26 protein-coding genes and 1 pseudogene are annotated in these 20,491 nt (G+C 58.8%); 3 read left to right on the forward strand and 24 right to left on the reverse strand.

What is annotated here, in order from left to right:
* Positions 1-31 precede the first annotated feature (31 nt).
* The 13 genes and pseudogenes from IPK09_13465 to IPK09_13525 all read right to left on the reverse strand — a co-directional run bounded on the left by IPK09_13465 (position 32) and on the right by IPK09_13525 (position 9,246).
* Positions 32-265, reverse strand: coding sequence for a hypothetical protein (locus IPK09_13465; protein MBK7984615.1), 234 nt, complete (start codon positions 263-265; stop codon positions 32-34).
* 222 nt (positions 266-487) lie between these two features.
* Entirely contained in the window at positions 488-832 is a 345-nt protein-coding gene (locus IPK09_13470) for an SUF system Fe-S cluster assembly protein (protein MBK7984616.1), read from the reverse strand.
* Positions 833-841: 9 nt separating this feature from the next.
* Positions 842-1,804, reverse strand: coding sequence for a hypothetical protein (locus IPK09_13475; GenBank protein ID MBK7984617.1), 963 nt, complete (start codon positions 1,802-1,804; stop codon positions 842-844).
* 120 nt (positions 1,805-1,924) lie between these two features.
* Positions 1,925-2,368 carry an SUF system NifU family Fe-S cluster assembly protein gene (locus tag IPK09_13480; GenBank protein ID MBK7984618.1) on the reverse strand — a complete coding sequence of 148 codons (444 nt, stop codon included), beginning with the start codon at positions 2,366-2,368 and terminating at the stop codon, positions 1,925-1,927.
* Positions 2,365-3,585: a cysteine desulfurase gene (locus IPK09_13485; GenBank protein ID MBK7984619.1), complete on the reverse strand. Its 1,221-nt coding sequence runs from the start codon at positions 3,583-3,585 to the stop codon at positions 2,365-2,367. Before IPK09_13485 ends, IPK09_13480 begins: the two co-directional genes overlap by 4 nt.
* 44 nt (positions 3,586-3,629) lie before the next feature.
* Positions 3,630-4,946 (reverse strand): Fe-S cluster assembly protein SufD, encoded by a 1,317-nt coding sequence (gene sufD / locus IPK09_13490; GenBank protein ID MBK7984620.1) that lies wholly within the window; start codon positions 4,944-4,946, stop codon positions 3,630-3,632.
* A 10-nt stretch (positions 4,947-4,956) separates the two neighbouring features.
* Positions 4,957-5,727, reverse strand: a complete 771-nt coding sequence (sufC, locus tag IPK09_13495; protein MBK7984621.1) for a Fe-S cluster assembly ATPase SufC — start codon at positions 5,725-5,727, stop codon at positions 4,957-4,959.
* Between the two features lie 54 nt (positions 5,728-5,781).
* Complete coding sequence (locus IPK09_13500; protein ID MBK7984622.1) at positions 5,782-6,192, reverse strand: GFA family protein; 411 nt, start codon at positions 6,190-6,192, stop codon at positions 5,782-5,784.
* Positions 6,193-6,233: 41 nt separating this feature from the next.
* Positions 6,234-6,329: pseudogene (gene sufC, locus IPK09_13505) on the reverse strand (Fe-S cluster assembly ATPase SufC).
* Positions 6,330-6,367: 38 nt separating this feature from the next.
* Positions 6,368-6,568 (reverse strand): hypothetical protein, encoded by a 201-nt coding sequence (locus tag IPK09_13510; protein MBK7984623.1) that lies wholly within the window; start codon positions 6,566-6,568, stop codon positions 6,368-6,370.
* Positions 6,569-6,579: 11 nt separating this feature from the next.
* Entirely contained in the window at positions 6,580-7,053 is a 474-nt protein-coding gene (locus IPK09_13515; protein MBK7984624.1) for a Uma2 family endonuclease, read from the reverse strand.
* 236 nt (positions 7,054-7,289) lie between these two features.
* Positions 7,290-8,738 (reverse strand): Fe-S cluster assembly protein SufB, encoded by a 1,449-nt coding sequence (gene sufB / locus IPK09_13520; protein MBK7984625.1) that lies wholly within the window; start codon positions 8,736-8,738, stop codon positions 7,290-7,292.
* A gap of 31 nt (positions 8,739-8,769) precedes the next feature.
* Entirely contained in the window at positions 8,770-9,246 is a 477-nt protein-coding gene (locus IPK09_13525) for an SUF system Fe-S cluster assembly regulator (GenBank protein ID MBK7984626.1), read from the reverse strand.
* Positions 9,247-9,481: 235 nt separating this feature from the next.
* Between IPK09_13525 and IPK09_13530 the strand changes: the two genes are divergently transcribed.
* Positions 9,482-10,804, forward strand: a complete 1,323-nt coding sequence (locus IPK09_13530) for a YihY/virulence factor BrkB family protein (GenBank protein MBK7984627.1) — start codon at positions 9,482-9,484, stop codon at positions 10,802-10,804.
* Positions 10,805-10,876: 72 nt separating this feature from the next.
* Here IPK09_13530 and IPK09_13535 read toward each other — a convergent pair whose 3' ends face one another.
* The 4 genes from IPK09_13535 to IPK09_13550 are packed head-to-tail and all read right to left on the reverse strand — an operon-like array spanning position 10,877 to position 13,566.
* Positions 10,877-11,809 (reverse strand): cation transporter, encoded by a 933-nt coding sequence (locus tag IPK09_13535; GenBank protein ID MBK7984628.1) that lies wholly within the window; start codon positions 11,807-11,809, stop codon positions 10,877-10,879.
* Between the two features lie 22 nt (positions 11,810-11,831).
* A complete protein-coding gene (trxC, locus tag IPK09_13540) occupies positions 11,832-12,269 on the reverse strand; it encodes a thioredoxin TrxC (GenBank protein MBK7984629.1) in 438 nt (145 codons plus the stop codon).
* Between the two features lie 31 nt (positions 12,270-12,300).
* On the reverse strand, positions 12,301-12,606 hold the full coding sequence (locus IPK09_13545; GenBank protein ID MBK7984630.1) for a MerR family transcriptional regulator: 306 nt from the start codon (positions 12,604-12,606) through the stop codon (positions 12,301-12,303).
* A 3-nt stretch (positions 12,607-12,609) separates the two neighbouring features.
* Positions 12,610-13,566, reverse strand: a complete 957-nt coding sequence (locus IPK09_13550) for a J domain-containing protein (protein MBK7984631.1) — start codon at positions 13,564-13,566, stop codon at positions 12,610-12,612.
* Positions 13,567-13,825: 259 nt separating this feature from the next.
* Here IPK09_13550 and IPK09_13555 point away from each other — a divergent pair, with 259 nt between their 5' ends.
* Positions 13,826-14,380, forward strand: coding sequence for a fused MFS/spermidine synthase (locus IPK09_13555; protein ID MBK7984632.1), 555 nt, complete (start codon positions 13,826-13,828; stop codon positions 14,378-14,380).
* Positions 14,381-14,414: 34 nt separating this feature from the next.
* Complete coding sequence (locus IPK09_13560) at positions 14,415-15,263, forward strand: fused MFS/spermidine synthase (GenBank protein MBK7984633.1); 849 nt, start codon at positions 14,415-14,417, stop codon at positions 15,261-15,263.
* A gap of 16 nt (positions 15,264-15,279) precedes the next feature.
* Here IPK09_13560 and IPK09_13565 read toward each other — a convergent pair whose 3' ends face one another.
* From IPK09_13565 to dusB, 7 genes are all read right to left on the reverse strand, one after another.
* Positions 15,280-15,768, reverse strand: a complete 489-nt coding sequence (locus IPK09_13565) for an arsenate reductase ArsC (protein MBK7984634.1) — start codon at positions 15,766-15,768, stop codon at positions 15,280-15,282.
* Complete coding sequence (gene arsB / locus IPK09_13570) at positions 15,765-16,850, reverse strand: ACR3 family arsenite efflux transporter (protein ID MBK7984635.1); 1,086 nt, start codon at positions 16,848-16,850, stop codon at positions 15,765-15,767. The genes IPK09_13565 and arsB overlap by 4 nt, the downstream gene beginning before the upstream one ends.
* Before the next feature lie 44 nt (positions 16,851-16,894).
* Positions 16,895-17,224, reverse strand: coding sequence for a helix-turn-helix transcriptional regulator (locus IPK09_13575; protein ID MBK7984636.1), 330 nt, complete (start codon positions 17,222-17,224; stop codon positions 16,895-16,897).
* 130 nt (positions 17,225-17,354) lie between these two features.
* Positions 17,355-18,428, reverse strand: coding sequence for a 3-deoxy-7-phosphoheptulonate synthase (locus IPK09_13580; GenBank protein MBK7984637.1), 1,074 nt, complete (start codon positions 18,426-18,428; stop codon positions 17,355-17,357).
* 105 nt (positions 18,429-18,533) lie between these two features.
* A complete protein-coding gene (locus tag IPK09_13585; protein ID MBK7984638.1) occupies positions 18,534-19,199 on the reverse strand; it encodes an HAD family hydrolase in 666 nt (221 codons plus the stop codon).
* A 24-nt stretch (positions 19,200-19,223) separates the two neighbouring features.
* Positions 19,224-19,493 (reverse strand): DNA-binding transcriptional regulator Fis, encoded by a 270-nt coding sequence (gene fis, locus IPK09_13590; GenBank protein MBK7984639.1) that lies wholly within the window; start codon positions 19,491-19,493, stop codon positions 19,224-19,226.
* Positions 19,490-20,485: a tRNA dihydrouridine synthase DusB gene (gene dusB, locus IPK09_13595; GenBank protein ID MBK7984640.1), complete on the reverse strand. Its 996-nt coding sequence runs from the start codon at positions 20,483-20,485 to the stop codon at positions 19,490-19,492. Before dusB ends, fis begins: the two co-directional genes overlap by 4 nt.
* Positions 20,486-20,491 lie beyond the last annotated feature (6 nt).

Raw genomic sequence — 20,491 nt, forward strand, 5'->3', positions numbered from 1 at the left:
CAGCCGGAACCAGCGCCGCTCCAGGGCAAAACTACAACGGCTGCGCCTCGGTATCGGCATCCGATGTAGAATCCTCGTCCCACAGGGCATGGCCGCAATGTGGGCAAGTTTTGACCTTTTTCGCGGAGCGAATGGTTTTCTTGAGGCTTTTGAGTTCCTTAAGCATCTTCTTCAGGCGTTTTTTGTTTCTTTCCTTCTTGGGGGCCGAAAGCTCCTCGACGACTTTTTCGTGAAGTTTTTTAACTTTCGATTCGAAGACGGGCACGAAATTTTCCACAAGATCACCTTGCGTTCAGATTTAGAAATAGGAAGAAGGCGGAGATTGTGGTCGGTGCTGTGGATACCGACCAGCAGCGCATTCTAGCGCTAGCGATGTCGATAAAGGATGATGGGAATGAACGAACCGTGGTTGCCGCCATCGGGCTACGGTCGATCACGGTGCGTCACCGACGATAGGGGGCGGAGACGCCGGACGGAAGTTTATCCTTCACACCATATTCAATTCCAGCTTGGCCCGCATCGACATCCGTTCTTGCGACCAAGGCGGATCCCAGACCAATTCGACGTTGACCGATTCCACGCCCGCGCCGTGGCGGACGGCATTTTCCACCCATTCCGGCATCGAACCGGCGACCGGGCAACCGGGTGCGGTCAAGGTCATCTGAATGTCGGCGTGATCGCCCAGCGGATCGACGTTGATCCCATAAATCAGGCCCAACTCATAAATGTTGACTGGAATTTCGGGATCGTAAACGGTTTTCAACGCCTCGATGATTTTGGCTTCCATTTCCTCGGCATCGGGGAGATTCGAAACCGGAGTCTGTGTGGTCATTGTCAGCTCCTACGAAGTATGGGCTTTAAATTTGTCCACCATGCCACGGTACGCCGTTTTGAGCGTGCGCGTCCAAAGAGGCGGTTGTTGCGGCAATTCTGTCGTCGCGGAAACCGTCTCAAGGGAATGATCTAAGTTTTTAACAAAACCTAATTTGAACTCAAGTGCATCCACCAGCCTGTCGCGATCCGCCGGCGTCGTCTTGCGTCGCGTAAAATCACAAGAGGGGCAAATAGGATGCATGTATCGTTTCAACAGGAGTTCCTGTTTGGAAAGTTCGAGGTAGGAGCCAATGCGCAAGGAAGAATAATAAGGGTAGGCACAGCAGATATAGACATCACCCTGACTGTTAATCGCAACAGTATCCATAATGAGCGGGCAAACCTCCCCTTGAGCTTCGCGGTCGTCGGCTGAATTGAAGTTTTTTAGACGTTCCTCGTAGAAATTCGGTGCGGCATATTGCGCGACGGACTGTTTCGGGTTCCCCACGCCTGGGATGACTTCAAATTCAAGTTTTAAAGACCGGGCATACTCGCGCAACAAAGGCTCATCCGCCGCGTTGTAATCAAATTGGATGAGTCTTAGAAAAACCTTGGTTTGAATCAGCGACTTCTTTTTCAAAAGCGCGATTTGTTCCAGGTTCTCCTTAATCCATGCGATGTTGCCGCCCACATGGTTGATCTCATACGTCTCCTGGTGGAATCCCGAAACCGAAACCGTCAGACGATCCACGCCCTTGCGCAAGGCGCGTTGAATGGTGTCGAAATAACTGGCTGGTTTTAAGGACAAATTGCTGGAAAGCTCGCAATCAAGATCCGCCGCCTTGATGATTTCTATAAAAGAGTCCACATCCTTGCATAGAAAGGGTTCGATCCAATTGTAAAGGCCGATGGTGTCGTAACCTTCGCCTTTCGCTTTTGCCACCAGCTTTTCAAAAAGATCGAGCGGCATCGCCGACGCCGAGTTTTTCAAAAGCTGCGCTCCACGTACGCAAGTCGGACAGCGCAAATTGCATTTGTCGATGATGTCGATATAACAAATCCGCATCGGAATGTCCTTTAAGTGCGTGGGCTTTCGATCCGCAATAACGCTTCACTCGGTCGCTACCGGTCCCTTGTGTTCTTCCAGCGCGGCGCGCACCGCGTGCCAGGCCAGGGTGGCGCATTTGACCCGGCTGGGATAGTCGCGTACCCCGGCTAGCACGCCGAGTTTGCCCAAGCCTTTAGGGCAATCGCAGTCAGTGGTGACCACGTTATGGAAAGTGTCGAACAGATGATCGACTTCCGCGACCGGCTTGCCTTTGAGCGCCTCGGTCATCAGCGAGGCCGAGGCGCTGGAAATCGCGCAACCCGCGCCTTGAAAGGCGATGTCCTTGATGATGCCGTCCTCAATGTCGAGGTAGACGCTGATCCGATCGCCACACAGCGGGTTGACTCCATCGGCGCGGTGGGTCGGTTGCGGCAGGATACGGAAGTTGCGAGGCCGCTTGTTGTGGTCCAGGATGACTTCTTGATACAGGTCGCGCAGATCGCTCATGAGTCGAATAACTCCTTGACTTTCCAAAGGGCCTTGACCAAGGCGTCCACCTCGTCGCGGCTGTTGTAAACGGCGAAGGAGGCCCGCGCGGTAGCGGCCACGCCGTAGCGTTGCATCACCGGCTGGGCGCAGTGATGGCCGGCGCGGATGGCGACGCCTTCGCGATCGAGGATGGTGCCGATGTCGTGCGGGTGGATGCCCTTCATCGTGAATGCCGCCAGCGCCGCTTTGTCGCGCGCCGTGCCCATGATCTGAAGGCCGGGAATTTCGATCAGCCGGGCGGTGGCGTATTGCAACAAGTCGTGTTCGTGGGCGGCGGCCGCGTCCAAGCCGACAGCGTTCAACCAATCCAGCGCCGCGCCCAGGCCGATCACGCCGGCGATGTTGGGCGTGCCAGCCTCGAACTTGTTGGGCAGGTCGGCGAATTCGGTCTTCTCGAAGGTCACCAGCCGGATCATGTCGCCGCCGCCCTGATACGGCGGCATCGCCTCCAACAGCGCTTGTTTGCCGTACAATACGCCGACCCCGCTCGGCCCGTAAATCTTGTGGCTGGAGAAGGCGTAGAAATCGCAATCCAACGCCCGCACGTCCACCGGCAGATGCGCGACCGCTTGCGCGCCGTCCACCAACACCGGGACGTTGCGGGCGTGGGCCAAATCAATCAGGGTTTTGATCGGGTTGATGGTGCCGAGCGCGTTGGAAACGTGGACGAAGGCGAACAGTCTCACCCGACCGCTATCTAGCAGCCGCTCACATTCGTCCAGCACTAACTCGCCCGCGTCGGTGAAGGGGACGACTTTGAGCGTCGCGCCGGCGCGCTCGCACAACAACTGCCACGGCACAATGTTGGAATGGTGCTCCATGCCGGTGATCAGAATTTCATCGCCGGCCTTGAGCCGGCTGCCGCCGAAGCTGCTCGCCACCAAATTGATGCTTTCGGTGGTGCCGCGCGTGAAGATGATTTCCTGGACGCTGGCCGCGTTTAAAAAGGCTCGCACTTTCTCCCGCGCGCTTTCGTAAGCGGCGGTGGAGCGCTCCGACAACAGATGCACGCCGCGATGGATGTTGGCGTAATAACCGCTGTAACAGCCGCTGACGGCGTCGATCACCGCCTGCGGTTTTTGCACCGAAGCGGCGTTGTCCAGATAGACCAGCGGTTTGCCGTGGACGCGCTGGCGCAGAATCGGAAAATCGGCGCGGATGCGGTCGAGATTCAGTCCGGTACGATTCTCCGGCGCGAGGGCAAGCGCGTGCGGGGCGCTCATGATGTCGGGTCCTCCTCGGTGCTGTCGAGCGCCAAACGGTCGGCGAGCAGGCGGGCGAGGCGCTCGCGCAACGGCGTCAGGCGGATTTGATTGAGGTTGTCGTTAGCGAAGGCGTAAACCAATAAGGCGCGGGCTTGGGCGACGGGAATGCCGCGCGCGCGCAGATAAAATTCGGCGTTGGGGTCGAGAAAGCCGGTGCTGGAGCCGTGGCCGCATTTCACGTCATCGGCCAAAATCTCCAGGCGGGGATTGGAATGAGCCACCGCTTGTTTGGAAAGCAACAAGTTCCGGCTGTTTTGGCGGGCGTCGGTTTTTTGGGCGTGCGGGCGGACGTGAATCATGCCGTCGAACACCGACCGGGCCTTGCCGTCCAGCACGCTCTTAAACAGTTGCTGGCTGCTGCCGTGCGGGTGGGCATGATCGACTCGGACATAGAAATTACTCGCCTGATTGCCGCGCCCGACGGTCAGGCCGTTCAGCAGGCAGGAAGCGTGTTCATCGTCCAGCAGCGCCTCCAAGTCGGTGCGGGCCAGTTGGCCGCCGAAGGACAGCAGATGCAATTGGGTTTGGCTGTTACGGCCCTGGCGGAGTTTGATGCCGCCTAGATGAAAGGCTTGCGGCGCTTCTTCCTGGAGTTGGTGATAGTCCAGCACCGCACCATCGTCGATGGACAATTCGACGACGGGTGCCTGTAAATAACGGCCCTGACCTCGATATTCGACGACCACAGTGGCCTGCGCGCCGTCGTCCAGCGTCAACACCAGGCGCGGATAAACCGCCGTATCGCCGCCGGTGGCGTGGAAGATGATGTGAATCGGATGATCCAGCACCGCGCCGGGTAATAGATAGATGAATGCGCCATCTTCCCAAAACGCGCCGTTGAGCGCGGCGATGGGATGTTGCGCGAGTCCGGGCAGCGGGTCGAGGGGATTCCGAACGGCTTGCGGATCGGCGGCCAACACTTGGCCGAGGCTGGCGATGACCGTCCGTTCCGGTAATGGCGTCAGCTTCGACAAACCCGGCGCAAAGCGGCCATTGATAAACACCAAGCGATACGCTGCCGCATCCAGCGTCGGCAATATCGAGGCTTCGACCAGCGCGTCGGCGGGTCGCTGAAGGTCGAGCGTCTGTAAGGCGCTCAAATCGGTGAAGCGCCAGGCTTCCTGTTGGCGGCTCGGCCAGCCCAACGCTTCGAAACGCTCGAACGCTTCGCGACGGGCGCGCGTGATGGTTTCCGGTTCGTGACGGTTCGCCAGAAAAGCGTCAAACGCCGGACGGTAGCGGTCGGATAACACGGGAGCGGCGGCGGTCATGGTCGCGGTCTCACGCGGCGGCCCGGCGCGCGCGGCCCGGTTCCTCGTTGTAAAGGGCGTAGCCTTGTTCTTCCAGTTCCAGCGCCAAACTCTTGTCGCCGGAGCGGACGATTCTGCCGTTCACCAATACATGCACGTAATCCGGCACGATGTATTCCAGCAACCGCTGATAGTGGGTGATGACCAGAAAGCCGCGCTCGGGACCGCGCAGCGCGTTGACGCCATCCGCCACCACCCGCAGGGCGTCGATGTCCAAGCCGGAATCGGTTTCGTCCAGTACCGCGAAACGCGGTTGCAAGACGGCCATTTGAAAGACTTCGTTGCGCTTTTTCTCGCCGCCGGAAAAGCCTTCATTCACCGAGCGTTTGAGCATGGATTCATCCATCTTGACCAGTTCCATGCGCTCGTGGACCAAATCCCAGAAATCCATCGCATCCACCGGCGATTCGCCGCGATATTTGCGGATGGCGTTGACGGCGGCTTTCAGGAAATACAGGTTGGCGACGCCGGGAATCTCGACCGGATACTGAAAGGCCAGAAATACGCCTTCACAGGCGCGAGTTTCCGGCTCCATTTCCAGCAGGTTTTTGCCGTCGAACAGCACCTCGCCCTCGGTGACGACATAGCCCTCGCGCCCGGCGATGACATTCGCCAGCGTGCTCTTGCCGGAGCCGTTCGGCCCCATGATGGCGTGCACCTCGCCGGGGCGGATGGTGAGGTCGATGCCGTTGAGAATTTCCCGGCCTTCGACCGTGGCGTGTAAGTTGCGGATTTCCAGCATGGTGGATGAGTTCCTGTAAGCCAATAATCTGTATAAATTTTCGTTTTCGCGAGATCAATCGAGTGGTGGCATTTCTGGAAATTTCGGCAACGCGGCATCCATGCAATCCCAAGCGGGTGCCCGGCTCGCAAAAATATCGGCTTGGGGTTTGTATTGTGAGAGGTCTGTCAGCGAACCGGCACGCACGCCGATCAGTCCGGGCATCGCTTCAGGTTTTCCAAATAATTGAGAGCCACAATGAGGACAGAAGCCTCGCCTAGCCAATTTTCCATTACTTACCATTCGCTCGTAGTACTTCACTTCGCCGGTAATAGAGATGGCATTTTCTGGAACGAAAAAGGTCGCCGCGTAGCCACTTCCAGAGGCTTTTTTGCAGTCGAGACAATGACAGTTTCCAGAGATCACGGGATCGCTCGTGCAGGTGTAAGTGACTAAGCCGCAAAGGCAACTTCCTGAAAGACTCATTGGTAAACTCCTCGCTGAACGTTCGCCAGCGTGCCTATACTCATGCTGGTCACTTCACCGGGGCGGATGGTGAGGTCGATGCCGTTGAGAATTTCCCGGCCTTCGACCGTGGCGTGTAAGTTGCGGATTTCCAGCATGGTGGATGAGTTCCTGTAAGCCAATAGCCTGTAATTAATTAAGCCAGAGCGTTTGCGCGACCAGCCATAAAATCCTCTTCAGCCCGTTGGCCCGCCGCATTCAAACGTCCCGCTAAAATGTCGGTTTCAATCTGACGATCCCATTCATCAGCCATGAATTCCTCAAACCATTTCGAGAATTCCGCTAACTTTTCACTCGATAGTTGAGCAACCGCTGATTTGAGTTCTTCAATATTCATGATTGAATGCCTTAACCAACAATTTTTACTGTTTTCGGGAAACTAGGAATTAAGCCGGATACTTTTAACCATCCACTCGAATCAAAAAAACTCATATTCCCATTTTCCTGACAAACCCAAAATTCCAGAGCGCCCGCCTCAAGATAAAGAGTATTTTTTTCCTCGATTTCGCTACTCGTATTACTGAACGAAAGCACTTCTATGCATACTTCTGGAGCAATAGAGCATTCCGTATCCCGCTCGATCTGCTTAAATCGTTGCTCCGAACACCAAGCAATATCAGCAACCTTGGTTCCTTTTGCGGTTTTGATGGCGCATTCGGCCAGAACCACGCCATGCGTTGGCAATAATTGTGTGATTCTTCCTTGAAAGGCGGAGTGATAAACCTTTACGGGAGACATTAAAATTTGCCCCTTTTCATTGAGTTCGATCTTAAAGGGCAAATCCTGCAAACTGGGATGTTCACAAACTTCTTGCCATTGCATTAGCATTATCTCAATCAGTTACTTCGAGCTTGACAAGGTTTACAGTGATTTCCAAGTGCTTCTATCTTCTTTTTTTCCAGCTTTTCAGATGGGATTTCCAAGTGCTTAAATTTTCTCTCCAACGACAATAATCTAAGTCAGCGTACAACTGTTCGAGTGTGCCAAACTTAAGGCGTTGAGTGCGGTCTTTAAGCCAAGGCCAACGTGACATGCCTTTACTTAAACCTGAGTTTCAATTAACCCACACTTCCTTCCAACTTCAACTCAATCAGCTTCTGCGCTTCAACCGCGAATTCCATCGGCAATTCCTTGAATACTTCCTTGCAAAAACCATTGACGATCAAACTCACCGCATCCTCAGCGCTGATGCCGCGTTGCTTGCAATAAAAAAGCTGATCCTCACTGATTTTCGAGGTGCTGGCTTCATGCTCGACCTGCGCGGTCGGGTTCTGCACCTCGATATACGGGAAGGTATGCGCGCCGCAGCGGTCGCCCATCAGCAGCGAATCGCATTGCGAATGATTGCGGGCGTTTTCGGCGGTCGGCAGGATTTTTACCAATCCCCGATACGCATTCTGGCCATGACCGGCGGAAATGCCCTTGGAAACGATGGTGCTACGGGTGTTCTTGCCCATGTGGATCATCTTGGTGCCGGTATCGGCCTGCTGATAATCGCGGGTTAAAGCCACCGAATAGAACTCGCCGACCGAGTTTTCACCGCGCAGGATGCAACTCGGATATTTCCAGGTGATCGCCGAACCCGTTTCCACCTGCGTCCAGGAAATCTTGGAATCGCGGCCCTTGCACAACCCGCGCTTGGTCACGAAGTTGTAAATGCCGCCCTTACCGTTCGCATCGCCCGGATACCAGTTCTGCACCGTCGAATATTTAATGGTGGCGTTGTTCAGCGCCACCAGTTCCACTACGGCCGCATGTAGTTGATTTTCATCGCGCATCGGCGCGGTGCAGCCTTCGAGATACGACACCGATGCGCCCTCGTCGGCAATGATTAGGGTGCGCTCGAACTGGCCGGTGTTGCTGGCGTTGATGCGGAAATAGGTGGACAATTCCATCGGGCAGCGCACGCCCGGCGGGATGTAGACGAAGGAACCATCCGAGAATACCGCCGAATTCAGCGTCGCATAAAAATTATCCCGATACGGCACCACCGAACCGAGATACTTTTTCACCAGATCGGGATGCTCGCGCACCGCCTCGGAAAACGAACAAAAGATGATCCCTTGTTCGGCCAACTTGCCTTTATAGCTGGTCGCCACCGACACCGAATCGAACACCGCGTCAACCGCCACGCCCGCCAGAATGGCTTGCTCGGCCAGCGGAATGCCGAGCTTTTCATAGGTGCGGCGCAATTCCGGGTCGATCTCGTCCAAGCTCTTCGGACCGTCGCCTTTTTGCTTGGGCGCGGCGTAATAGGAAATCGCCTGATAGTCGATGGGCGGATAATGGACCCGCGCCCAGGTCGGCTCTTCCTGCGTCAACCAGAAGCGGAAGGCTTCCAGCCGCCATTCCAGCAGCCAGTCCGGCTCTTCCTTCTTGGCCGAAATCAAGCGAATCACGTCCTCGTTCAACCCCGGCGGCACGGTTTCCTGTTCGATGTCGGTCACGAAGCCATACTTGTAATCGCTGGCGGCGAGGCGTTCGAGGGCTTGAGTGCTGTCGCTCATGAGTCGGAATCCTGTGGCTGAATGCGGCGGCTCAAATCGGATGGCCGGCGGTGTTGGCGGTGGCGGTGTGGTGCAAGGGGTAAAAATGCACCGGTCGCGGCGGATCGGGCCGGCTCATCTCCAACAAACTGATGCTTTGCAACGCGACGTTGATCGCCTGATTGATGCGCGGCCAATGTCCGCTGACCTCGCAGTGTTCTAACCGCGAACAGCCGTCGTGATGGTCCCCGCTGCACTCGGTGATGGCGATGGGGCCTTCCAGCGCGCCGATGATGTCGGCGGCGGTGATGGCGGCCGGCGGCCGCGCCAGACTGTAGCCGCCTTGCGCGCCGCGCTGCGAAACCAGCAAACCGGCCCGCGCCAGGGTTTTCAAGATCTTGCTGACCATCGGCAACGGCAGCCGGCGCTGCTGCGCCAGTGCGGCGGCGCTATACGCTTGACCGTCGGTTTGTGCCAGATAAGTCATCAGCAAAATTCCGTAGTCGGCTTCCCGAGTGATTCGGATCATGGACGCTCCGTGCGGCTCGTCTAATCTGTACTTGATTAGTACTATATGAAAATAGAATAGTTCCAAACGCGGGGTTTGCCAAGGGGCGCGGGTTTGTTCGACTGCGTTCCTAGGAAGTTTTTTACTTTAAACTGCGCTAAAAAGTGCGAGGAAACTCATGCCGCGCCAGAAAGTCGCCGAGGCGTGGAAGACGCTAAATTAAATAATAAATTCAATATCATATTAATAAATCATCATGCCTGATAGTCATTCCTTAATCGACCAGTGGCATCGGCGGGTCTTTGAGGACGATCACACCGATCGGTCCCGCCTTTATCGGCTCGGGATTTTTCTCGCCCGGTTGGTCCACGGCATCGCGCTCAAATTTCTCGACGGCCAGCTCAACAAACAGGCCAGCAGCTTGGCTTACACCACCTTGCTGTCGCTGGTGCCGCTGCTGGCGGTCACTTTTTCGGTGCTCAAGGGGTTCGGCGTGCAAAACCAGCTCGAACCCACGTTGATGAGCTATCTGGAGCCGATGGGCCAACCGGGTCTAGAAGCGGGCGCTAAAATTCTCGATTTTGTCAATAACCTACAAGTGGGCGTTCTGGGATCGTTGGGCATCGCGCTCTTGTTTTACACGGTGCTCAGCTTGCTGCAAAAAATCGAGGAGGCGTTCAATCAAATTTGGCGGACACCCCTTGGTCGGAGTTGGACGCGGCGCTTCAGCGACTATCTCAGCGTCATTCTGGTGGGGCCGGTTTTTATCTTCGCCGGTCTTGGCATCAGCGTATCGGCGTTGGACAACGAATGGGTCCAGCGCCTGGCGGCTATCGAGCCCTTCGGCCTACTCATCTTCGGATTGGGGCGGCTGATACCTTATCTGCTGATCTGTCTGACCTTTGCGTTCATGTACGGCTTTCTCACCAACACCCGCGTGCGGGTGCCGCCGGCGTTGATCGGCGGGTTTTTCGCGGGCGTGCTCTGGTTCGCGACCGGCCTGATTTTCGCTAATTTCGTGGCCAATTCTTCCAGTTATTCGGCGATTTACTCAGGATTTGCCGCTGCGGTACTGTTTATGATTTGGGTGAACATCGGTTGGTTGATCGTCTTGGTGGGCGCGCAGGTCGCTTGTTACTGGCAAAATCCCCATTGGTTGCTGCCGCGGTCGATCGAAGGCAAAACGAGCGCCAGCGAACAAACCGCGCTGGCGCTGACGATCATGCTGCTGGTCGGCGATGCCCATTACCACCGCGAGCCGCTGTGGAGTTTGGACCGACTGGCGGTTCAATGTGAGGGGGCGCCGCGCGAAACGGTGGCCGAGATCGTGAGCGCGCTTGAGGAGAAAGGGCTGATCGTCGCCAGCAACCACCAGCCGCCGGTGTATCTGCCCGCCAACGATATCGGCGCCATCCAGTTGCGAGATATCGTGATGGCGATGCGAGAGGAGGGCGATAAGAGCAAACAGTCCGATACCGTCCGCGACATCATGAATCGGATCGACGCCGCAATCGAGCAAACTTTGAAAGATAAGACGTTGAAGGATATCGTGCTGGTCGAAGGGAAAAGCGAAGCCTAAACAGCGTGCCGGGCCGCGGGCTACACGTGTTTGCACCAACCCACAATGCGCGCGGGATGGGTGGCGCTGTGTTCAGCGCGAGTTTTCGTGATGGTGGCTATGGTGCGAGCCACCTAGCCAGCGCACGGTCCGGGTCATGGGTTCCGGTTGCAAGGTGGTGTGCCGGATCGCAAATTGGGCGATCAGCAGGGCGTGGCAGGCGTCGAGCACCGTTTCCCATTGCCGCAGATCCCGCACCACCAGATGCGCGGTCAACATGATTCGTTCCGGTCCCACGCTCCAGATGTGCAGGTCGTGGACCGAGGCGACGCCCGGCACGGTCGCCAACGCCTTCCCGACGGTTTCGGGCGCAAGCGTCGGGGGGACGCCTTCCATCAGGCCGCGCAGCGCCTCGCGCAGCAGGCGCAAGCTGGAAACCACGATCAACGCGCCGATACCGAGCGACAACAGCGGATCGACCGGCGTCCAGCCGGTAACAGCGATTACGACGCCAGACAGTAGCGCGGCGACCGATCCCAGCAGATCGCCGAGCACATGCAGCAGCGCGGCGCGAGTGTTGAGATTACGCTCGCCGCGACCGAGCAGCCAGGCCACCAGAATGTTGAGTCCCAGCCCGATGGCGGCGACCAGCGAGACCGCCTCGCCGCTGACCGGCCGCGGGTCGTGCAGGCGTTGGATGGCGGAAACGCTCAGCCACAGCACCAGCACCAGTAAGGCGAGACTGTTGATTAGCGCCGCCAAAAATTCGGCCCGCCCGAAACCGTAGCTGTGCCGGGCCGACGCGGGCCGCCGCGCCAGCCACGCCGCGACCGCCGCCAAGCCCAGCGCGGCGGCATCGTTGACCATGTGGCCGGCGTCGGCGACCAGCGCCAGCGATCCCGCCCACCTGCCGACGGCCACCTCCACGCCGGCATATATCAGGGTCAGAGCAGTGGCAAGCCACAACGTATGATCGGCGGCTTCACCGTGAGGATGAGGATGGGAACGCTCGTGACCGTGGCTCACTTGAGAGTGGTCCGCAACGCTTTCAAACCAAGCTCGCGCGGGTCCAGCGCACGATGTCCGCCACCCCCATCGCGCCCGCCTGCCGGGCCACTTCCCGGCCCCCTTGGAATAAAGCCAGCGTCGGGATGCTGCGGATGTTGTATTGCGCGCCCAAGCCCGGCTCGGCTTCAGTATCGACCTTGGCCAAGCGAATTTGCGGCTCCAGTTGCGCCGCCGCCTGGACGAAAGCCGGCGCCATCATCTTGCAGGGGCCGCACCAGGGCGCCCAGAAATCCACCAGTAAGGGGATGTCGTTGCGGGCGAGCTGCTGGGAGAAGGTGACGGTGGTAAGCTCGACCGGGTGGCCGGTGAACAGCGGTTGATGGCATTGGCCGCAGCTCGGTTGCTCGCCGAGCCGCCGGGCAGGCAAGCGATTGATCGCCTGGCAATGCGGGCAAACCAGATGCAGGGATTCAGGCATGGGTATTCTCTCCGACCAGGAAAGCCACGCGCTAGCGCGGACTGGCTCGCCGCAAGCGGGCCCGCAAGCTGTCCAACTCTTCCAACAGATCGGCGACCAGCGCGGCCAGTTCCGGCGCGGCGTCGAAATCGCGCTCTAGCCGATGGATGTGGCGGGCGCGCCAGAGTTCGCGGCGGCTGAAACGCCATTCGCCGCCGCTGTCTTGATTGGACAGCAAGCCTTCCTCGACGTGAAGCCGCACCCACTCAGGTGCGACCGAGCAGACGCCCGCCAATTCCTCCAGGGTCAGGCAGGCTTCCTCAAGAAGGACGCCGGTCAAAATATCGTCATCGCGCATGGCTCAAGCCCTCGTCTCAGCGCGGGGGTCGAACGCCAGCTCGCGCGCCATGGTTTCGTACAGTTCCCGCGCTCGCGGGGTCGCCGCCGCCGGCAGCACCACCTGAATATCGAGCAGCAAATCGCCGGGTGGCTCGCTGGGGATGCCCTTGCCGCGCACCCGCAATTGCCGGCCGCTCTGCGCGCCTTCTGGAATCCGTACCTTGAGCTGGCCGCCGTCGGGCAGATCGACCGGAACAACCGCGCCCAGCGCCGCTTCCCAGGGAGCCACCGGCAAGGTCAGGTACAGATTCCGCCCGTCCACCCGACAACGGGCGTGCGGTTTGAAATGGATTTCCAGCAGCAAATCGCCGGCTTGACCGTCGCCGTAGCCCGCGCTGCCCTGACCGGCCAGCCGGATCAGTTGGCCTTCGCGGACACCCTTCGGGATCTTGACGTTGAGGGTGCGGGTATCGAGCGCGATCCGGCCTTTGTCGTCCAGTTTCGGCACGCGCAAGCTGATCTGGCGGGTCGTTCCATTGAAAGCGTCTTCCAAATCGAGCAGCGCCTCGGCGTGCTGGTCCTGGCCGCGCGCGTGGAAACCCGGCCCCGCCGCGCCAGTGCCCGCCGCGCCCGCTCGCCTGCCGAACAGTTCGGCGAAGAAGTCGCTGAAATCGGCGGCTTCCGCTTGGGAATAACCCCGGCCGGACGCGGACTGAAAATCACCCTGCCAATCCGGCGGCGGCCGGAAATCCTGACCGGACTGGTAGCCTTGGCCGATTTGGTCGTAGGCGGTGCGCTTTTCCGGGTCCGAGAGTACGGTGTAAGCCTCGTTGACTTCTTTCATGCGCGCGTCGGCGTCTGCTTCCTTGGAAACGTCGGGATGGTATTGGCGGGCGAGTTTGCGGAACGCTTTCTTGATGTTCTCCGGCGTGGCGTCGCGGGCCACGCCTAGCGTTTGGTAATAGTCCTTGAAATCCAAGGGAGGCCCTCCTATCAACGGGATCGGTCAGCCGAAAGTCTCATTCCAACAATGTATGCGCCATTTCCTGGATATCAAGCGCTTGTCATTCCTTTCAAGCGGGAAATCGCGCGCGGTGAAACCGTCGGCGCGCTCTGTTTCATAGTAAGCTTGCCCGACGGTCTCCGACCGCCTGGCACGATCCTTCTACATTGTCGAGGCTCCGAGTTTGCAGCGCGTTTTTATCTTTCTGATCGCGGGATGGTCCGGTTTTTTCGTGATGGCGATCGAGCTGCTAAGCGGGCGGATTCTCGCCCCTAATTTTGGTAACAGCATCTATGTCTGGGGCGGGGTGATTACCGTGTTCATGCTCGCCTTGTCGGTTGGTTACCTGCTGGGCGGTCGGCTGTCGCTGTACCAGCCGAGCTTGCGGCGGCTGGCCTTGCTGTTACTGTTGGCGTCCTTGACGACCAGCCCGGTGATTCTATTCGGCAATGCCGTGCTCGATGCGGTATTCGACCGGGTTAGCGATCCCCGGTACGGTTCGCTGTTGGCGGCGACTCTGTTCTTCTTCATTCCGACCGCCATCGCCGGCATGGTGTCGCCTTACGCGGTGCGCTTGCTGGTGCGCGATCCGCGCTCAAGCGGGCAGTTTGCCGGATTGCTGTATTTTTTTTCGACCTTCGGCAGCGCGGCGGGAACTATCCTGACCTCGTTCTATCTGGTGCTTTACTTTGAAATCCATCAAATTCTGGCCGGCCTCATCGGCGTTTCGCTGATTCTGGGCTCGCTCGCCACCGTCCTCGGAAACCGTGAAAATGCGTCCGGTCCCTAGCCTCAAGACATTGTTCGCGCTGTTCGCTTCGCTCATGGCCACCCATTCCACCGCAAGCAACGTCATCCATACCGAAAAGTCGCTGTATCGGAATATCCTCATTTATGAAGAAGGCGATCAACGGTGCATGAGTTTCAGCCAGCGGGATCAAAGCGCCCGCCAGACCTGCAAATCCCTGGACGATCCCAATCAGTTCGTCTTCACCTACACCAAGATGATGATGGGCGCGCTGTATCTCAATCCGAATCCCCGAAACGTCTTGATCATCGGGCTGGGCGGCGGCGTGCTGCCGATGGCGCTGGCGAAAATGTACCCTGACGCCGCCATCGACATCGTGGAAATCGATCCGGCGGTGGTCAAGGTCGCCAAGCAGTTCTTCGGTTTCGAGTCCGGCCAGCACCTCCACGTCATCGAGGAAGACGGGCGCGTGTTCGCCAAGCGCGCGGGCAAGGCCGGGCAACATTACGATTTGATCATGTTGGACGCCTTCGATCATCAATACATCCCGGAGCATCTGCTGACTCAAGAATTTCTTTTTGAAATCAAAAATTTGCTGACTCCAGATGGCGTCCTGGCCGCGAACACCTTTTCGACCAGCCGGCTTTACGACCACGAATCGACCACTTATCAGTCGGTGTTCGGCGAGTTTTACAACCTTCGGGTGCAATATAAAAATCGCATCGTTCTCGCCAAGCTGGATGGTGTTCTCGCCCGTGACGCCATCGACCGTAACGCCGCCGCGCTGGAGGAGAAACTCAAACCGCTCGGCTTTGGCCGCGATTGGCTGTTGCCGCTGTTTTCGACCAAGCCCGATTGGAAAGCCGACGCCCGCATCCTGACCGATCAATATTCGCCGTCGAATTTGCTCAATAGTGTTTTTTAGCGGCGTCCGACCGACGCTATCGCCGTGCCGGCAGCAAAGTGCCGATGCGGTCCAGTTCAACTTTCAGGCGATTCCGATCATTTTTCAATTCGTTCAGCGGTAGCGCGAAGAACGCTTCGATGCGGGCGCGCAGTATCCGATAAGCTTGCATGAAGGCGGCGTCGATCTCGGCAGCGGTGCCGGTGGCGTGAGCTGGATCGTCTACCCCCCAATGCGTTCGCAGCACCGAGCCCAGATAGGTCGGACAGGTTTCGCCCGCCGCGCTGGCGCAGACCGTGATCACGATATCCGGCGTCACCGACAAAGAGTCCCAGGATTTGCTGCGATAGCCCTCGGTCGGGATGCTCTCGCGTTCCAGCAGAGCCAGCGAGCGCGGGTGAACTTTTCCGGCGGGATGACTGCCGGCGCTCAACGCTTTCCAACCCGGTGGGGCCAGGTGATTGAAGGTGGCCTCTCCCAGGATCGAGCGGCATGAATTGCCGGTGCAGAGAAACAAAACGTTCATGATTCCGTGCTCTGATTGGAGTGGATCGGGTTTGGCCGCGGTTCGCCGGCCGCGCTGCTGAGGCCCTGCTCGTACCATGCGCGACTGCGGTTGACGATGCTGGCGACCAGCAACATGACGGGCACCTCGATCAACACGCCGACCACGGTCGCCAGCGCCGCGCCCGAATTGAAGCCAAACAAGGCTATGGCCGCCGCCACCGCCAGCTCGAAGAAATTGCTGGCCCCGATCAAAGCGGAGGGGCCGGCCACGCAATGCGGCGAGCCGACCGTTCGATTCAGCCAGTACGCCAGCCCGGCGTTGACGAGCACCTGAAACAGAATCGGGACCGCCAGCAGCAAAATCACCAGCGGCTGGCGGATGATTTGCTCGCCCTGGAAGCCGAACAGCAGCACCAACGTCATCAGCAGCGCCACCAGCGAAGCCGGATCAAACACCTCCAGCAGACGCGCCAACCCCGTTGGTCCTCGCGCGTTCAGCACCATGCCGCGCACCACCTGGGCGATGATCAAGGGAATGACGATATACAGCACCACCGATAACAATAGCGTTTCCCACGGCACCACAATCGAGGTCATGCCCAGCAGCAGTGCGACGATGGGGCCGAAGGCGAACACCATGATGATGTCGTTCAGGGCAACCTGGGTCAGGGTAAAATGCGGTTCGCCCTTGGTCAGATGGCTCCACACGAACACCATCGCGGTGCAAGGCGCGGCGGCCAGCAGGATCAGCCCGGCGATATAGGATTCGATCTGCTCGGCGGGCAGCAGCGGCGCGAACAGACCACCGATGAACAGCCAGCCCAGCAGCGCCATCGAAAAAGGTTTGATGCCCCAATTGATCAACAGAGTGACGCCGATTCCGCGCCAGTACTGGCCGACCTCGCGCAGCGCGGTAAAATCGATCTTGACCAGCATCGGAATAATCATCAACCAGATCAGTATCGCGACCGACAGGTTGACCCGCGCGATTTCCAGTTTGCCGATGGTTTGGAACAGTCCCGGCAAAAAGTGGCCCAGCACGATGCCGGTCACGATGCATAGCGCCACCCATACGGTCAGGTAGCGTTCGAAGATGCTCAGTTGTACGCCTCCGACCTGCTTGGCGTTGACTTCGCAAACAGCGCTCATTCCTTGGTCTCCAAAGTGGGTTGACCGCGCTTGTCCAGCAGCAGAACGGGTAGAGTGCAGCAGTGCTCGGTCAGATAGGTCATCAATTCGGCGATGGCGTCACAGCGCGCTTGATAGATCAACTGCCGGCCGTCGCGACGACAAGCGAGCAGCCCAGCCTGCTGCAAGGTTTTCAAGTGAAAGGACAGCGTCGCCAGCGGCAGGCTGAAACTTTCGCCTATCTGCCCGGCGGGCTGCGGGCCAGATTGAGCCAAATGACGAAAAATTCCTAGGCGGGTCTCTTGGGCCAGCGCGCTGAGAATGGTGATCGCGGCCGATGTTTCCATATTTCCAAATATATAGAAATATAGAAGCGGAGGCAATTCCCTATGAGAGTTGTTAGCGACGACCGTTTAATGAGACAGCAGGAGGGTGGCCGGGTAAGGTCCGGCACCCTGGCGCTTGCAGCGGCGAGACTCAGGCCGTCATCCGCCCCGGCAATACCGCTTTCAATTTGGCGTGGGCTTCGCGCAGCATCTTTTCGGTGGTCGGCCAGTCCACGCAAGCGTCGGTGACCGACACGCCGTACTTAAGCTGGCTGCGGTCGGCCGGAATCGACTGGCTGCCCCAGTCGAGATTGCTCTCGATCATGAAACCGATGATGGACTGATTGCCTTCCAAAATCTGATGGACGCAATCACGCATCACCAGCGGTTGCATGGCGGGGTCCTTGAAGGAGTTGGCGTGACTGCAATCCACCACGATATTCACCGGCAACTTCTTTTCGCGCAACGCTTTTTCACACAAGGCGACGGATACCGAATCATAGTTCGGCCGGTCGCCGCCGCGCAGCACCATGTGTCCGTAGCGGTTGCCGCGCGTGTGGGTCACCGCCGAACGGCCGAATTGGTCGATCCCCAGGAAGCTATGGGGGCGGGCGGCCGATTGCAGGGCGTTGATCGCCACCTCCAGGCTGCCGTTGGTGCCGTTCTTGAAACCGACCGGGGTTGATAGCCCGCTGGCGATTTCACGATGGGTCTGGGATTCGGTGGTGCGAGCGCCGATGGCGGTCCAGGCGATCAGATCGGCGACGTATTGCGGGCTGATCGGATCGAGCGCCTCGGTGCCGGCGGGTAGGCCCATTTCCGCCAGTTTCAGCAGCAGGCCGCGCGCCACCTGCAAGCCTTCCTCGATGTGGAACGAATCGTCCATGCGCGGGTCGTTGATCAAGCCCTTCCAGCCGACCGTGGTGCGCGGCTTCTCGAAATACACCCGCATGATGACGACCAGCGTATCGCTGACTTCATCGGCCAGCGTCTTCAGGCGCTGGGCGTAGTCGCTCGCCGCTTTGACATCGTGGATGGAACAAGGACCGACCACCGCGAAGACCCGATGATCGTGCCGGTCGAGAATGCGCTGTACGGTCTGGCGGCCTTGGAGCACCGTGGTTTCGGCGGTGTCGGTCATCGGCAACCGCTGTTTGATTTCATCGGGCGTCAGCAGTAGGTCTTGAGCGGCGATGTTGACGTTGTGGATTAAATTCGGATCCATGGGTCTTCCTGCGGAAAGTGAAAAAAGCAAGGCGCTATCGAAAGGCGATCATGATAGTGGAGTGGCGTTCCAAGGGAAATCCGGCGGACGCGAGGATCGGCTTTGTTAGGGGGCGTTGTCCCGCAGGCTGATGATCGGCCAGCCGTGTTCCGTCGCGTGCCGGGCCAGCGCTTCGTCGGGGTCCACCGCCACCGGATGCGTCACCGCGCCTAGCAACGGCAGATCGTTGTGGGAATCGCTGTAAAACCAGCTTTCGGTCAGATCGTGACCGGTTTCAGCCAGCCACGCCCGCAACCGTTCGACCTTGCCGTGCTGGAAGCAGGGGATGCCGAGTGGCCGCCCCGTGTAGCGCCCATCGCTGAACTCGATCTCGGTCGCCAGCAGGTTAGGCACGCCCAGCCGTTCGGCGATGGGTTCGGTGATGAAGCGGTTGGTGGCGGTGATGATGAGCGGCGTGTCGCCGGCCGCGCGATGCCGCTCCAGTAGAGCGAGCGCTTTGGGCAGGAGGATCGGCTCGATTTTGTCTTTCATAAACCGCGCCCGCCACTCCCACAATTGCGCGGCTGGATGTTCGCTCAGCGGCCGCAGCATGAAGCGCAGAAACGCCTGTATGTCGAGCGTGCCGGCCCGGTAAGCGTCGTAAAAACGCTGGTTTTCACGCTCGTAGCCATCCCCGTCCACCAAGCCCTGTTCGATCAGAAACCGGCCCCACAGGTAATCGCTGTCGTCGCCCAACAGGGTGTTGTCGAGATCGAAAATCGCCAGACTCATGCCATCTCCATCAAGCCACAGGGCTTAATTGAGGCTGTACTGGCGCAATTTCTTGCGCAGCGTGCCGCGATTGATGCCGAGAATATCGGCCGCCTTGGTCTGATTGCCGCCGGTGAATTGCATCACGATTTCCAACAGCGGAGGCTCTACCTCGCGCTGCACCAGATCGTACAGGTTGCTGGGCGCTTGGCCGCCGAGATTGTGAAAATAAATGCGCAAGGTTTCAAAAACATGCTCGCGCAACGGGGTGGCCGGCAACAGATCGACCGGGGAATCGGGGGTATGAATGCTCATGCAGCCAGGCGCTCCTTATTCATTTTATCCGCCAGACGCTGGAAGAAATCGCGGGTCAGTTCGAGCTGCTCGCGGGGTAGTTCGACAGAATTGATACGGGCGCGAAACGCCGGGCTGTCCAGCCAATGGCGGCTGTACCAGGCCAAATGCTTGCGGGCGATGCGCACGCCGGCCGTTTCGCCGTAAAAGGCGTGCAAGCGTTCCAGATGACTTAAAACCCAACGGCCGATGTCCTCCACGGTCGGCGGAGGCAAGCGCTGGCCCGTCGTCAGATAATGAGCGATTTCGCGGAAAATCCAAGGGCGGCCTTGGGCGGCCCGACCGATCATGAGAGCGTCCGCGCCCGTGTCCTCGAGCACTTGACGCGCTTTCTCAGGACCGTCGATATCGCCGTTGGCGATGATTGGGATCGTCACCGCCTGCTTGATGGCGCGGATGGTCGCATAATCGACCGGTCCGCTGTAGCCGCAGGCGCGGGTGCGGCCGTGAACGGCCAGCGCTTTGACGCCGGCTCGCTCGGCGATGCGCGCGATGGCAACGCCGTTGCGATGCTCAAGATCCCAGCCGGTGCGAATCTTCAAGGTAACCGGTACCGCTACCGCGCCGACCACGGCGTCCAAGATGCGGCCGACTCGCGCTTCGTCGCGCAGCAATGCCGCGCCGGCCAGGGTTCCGCACACTTTTTTAGCCGGACAGCCCATGTTGATATCGATGATCTGAGCGCCATGTTCGACATTGAGTCGGGCGGCTTCGGCCATGGCGCGCGGGTCGGTGCCGAAAATTTGCACGCTGCGCGGGGCGGGTTCGCCGCCGTGATCCCGCCGTAGCCGGGTTTTGCGGCTATCCTTGAGCCGGAGATCGGCGCTGACCATTTCCGAAACGGCCAACCCCGCGCCCAATTGCCGGCATAGCAGCCGGAACGGCCGGTCGCTGACACCGGCCATCGGCGCTAGCAGCACGGGCGGGTTGAGAAGGTATGGATCGATCTGCATGAGGGC

It is taken from the genome of Candidatus Competibacteraceae bacterium, assembly GCA_016713505.1.
In the GTDB taxonomy this organism is placed as follows: Bacteria; Pseudomonadota; Gammaproteobacteria; order Competibacterales; family Competibacteraceae; genus Competibacter_A.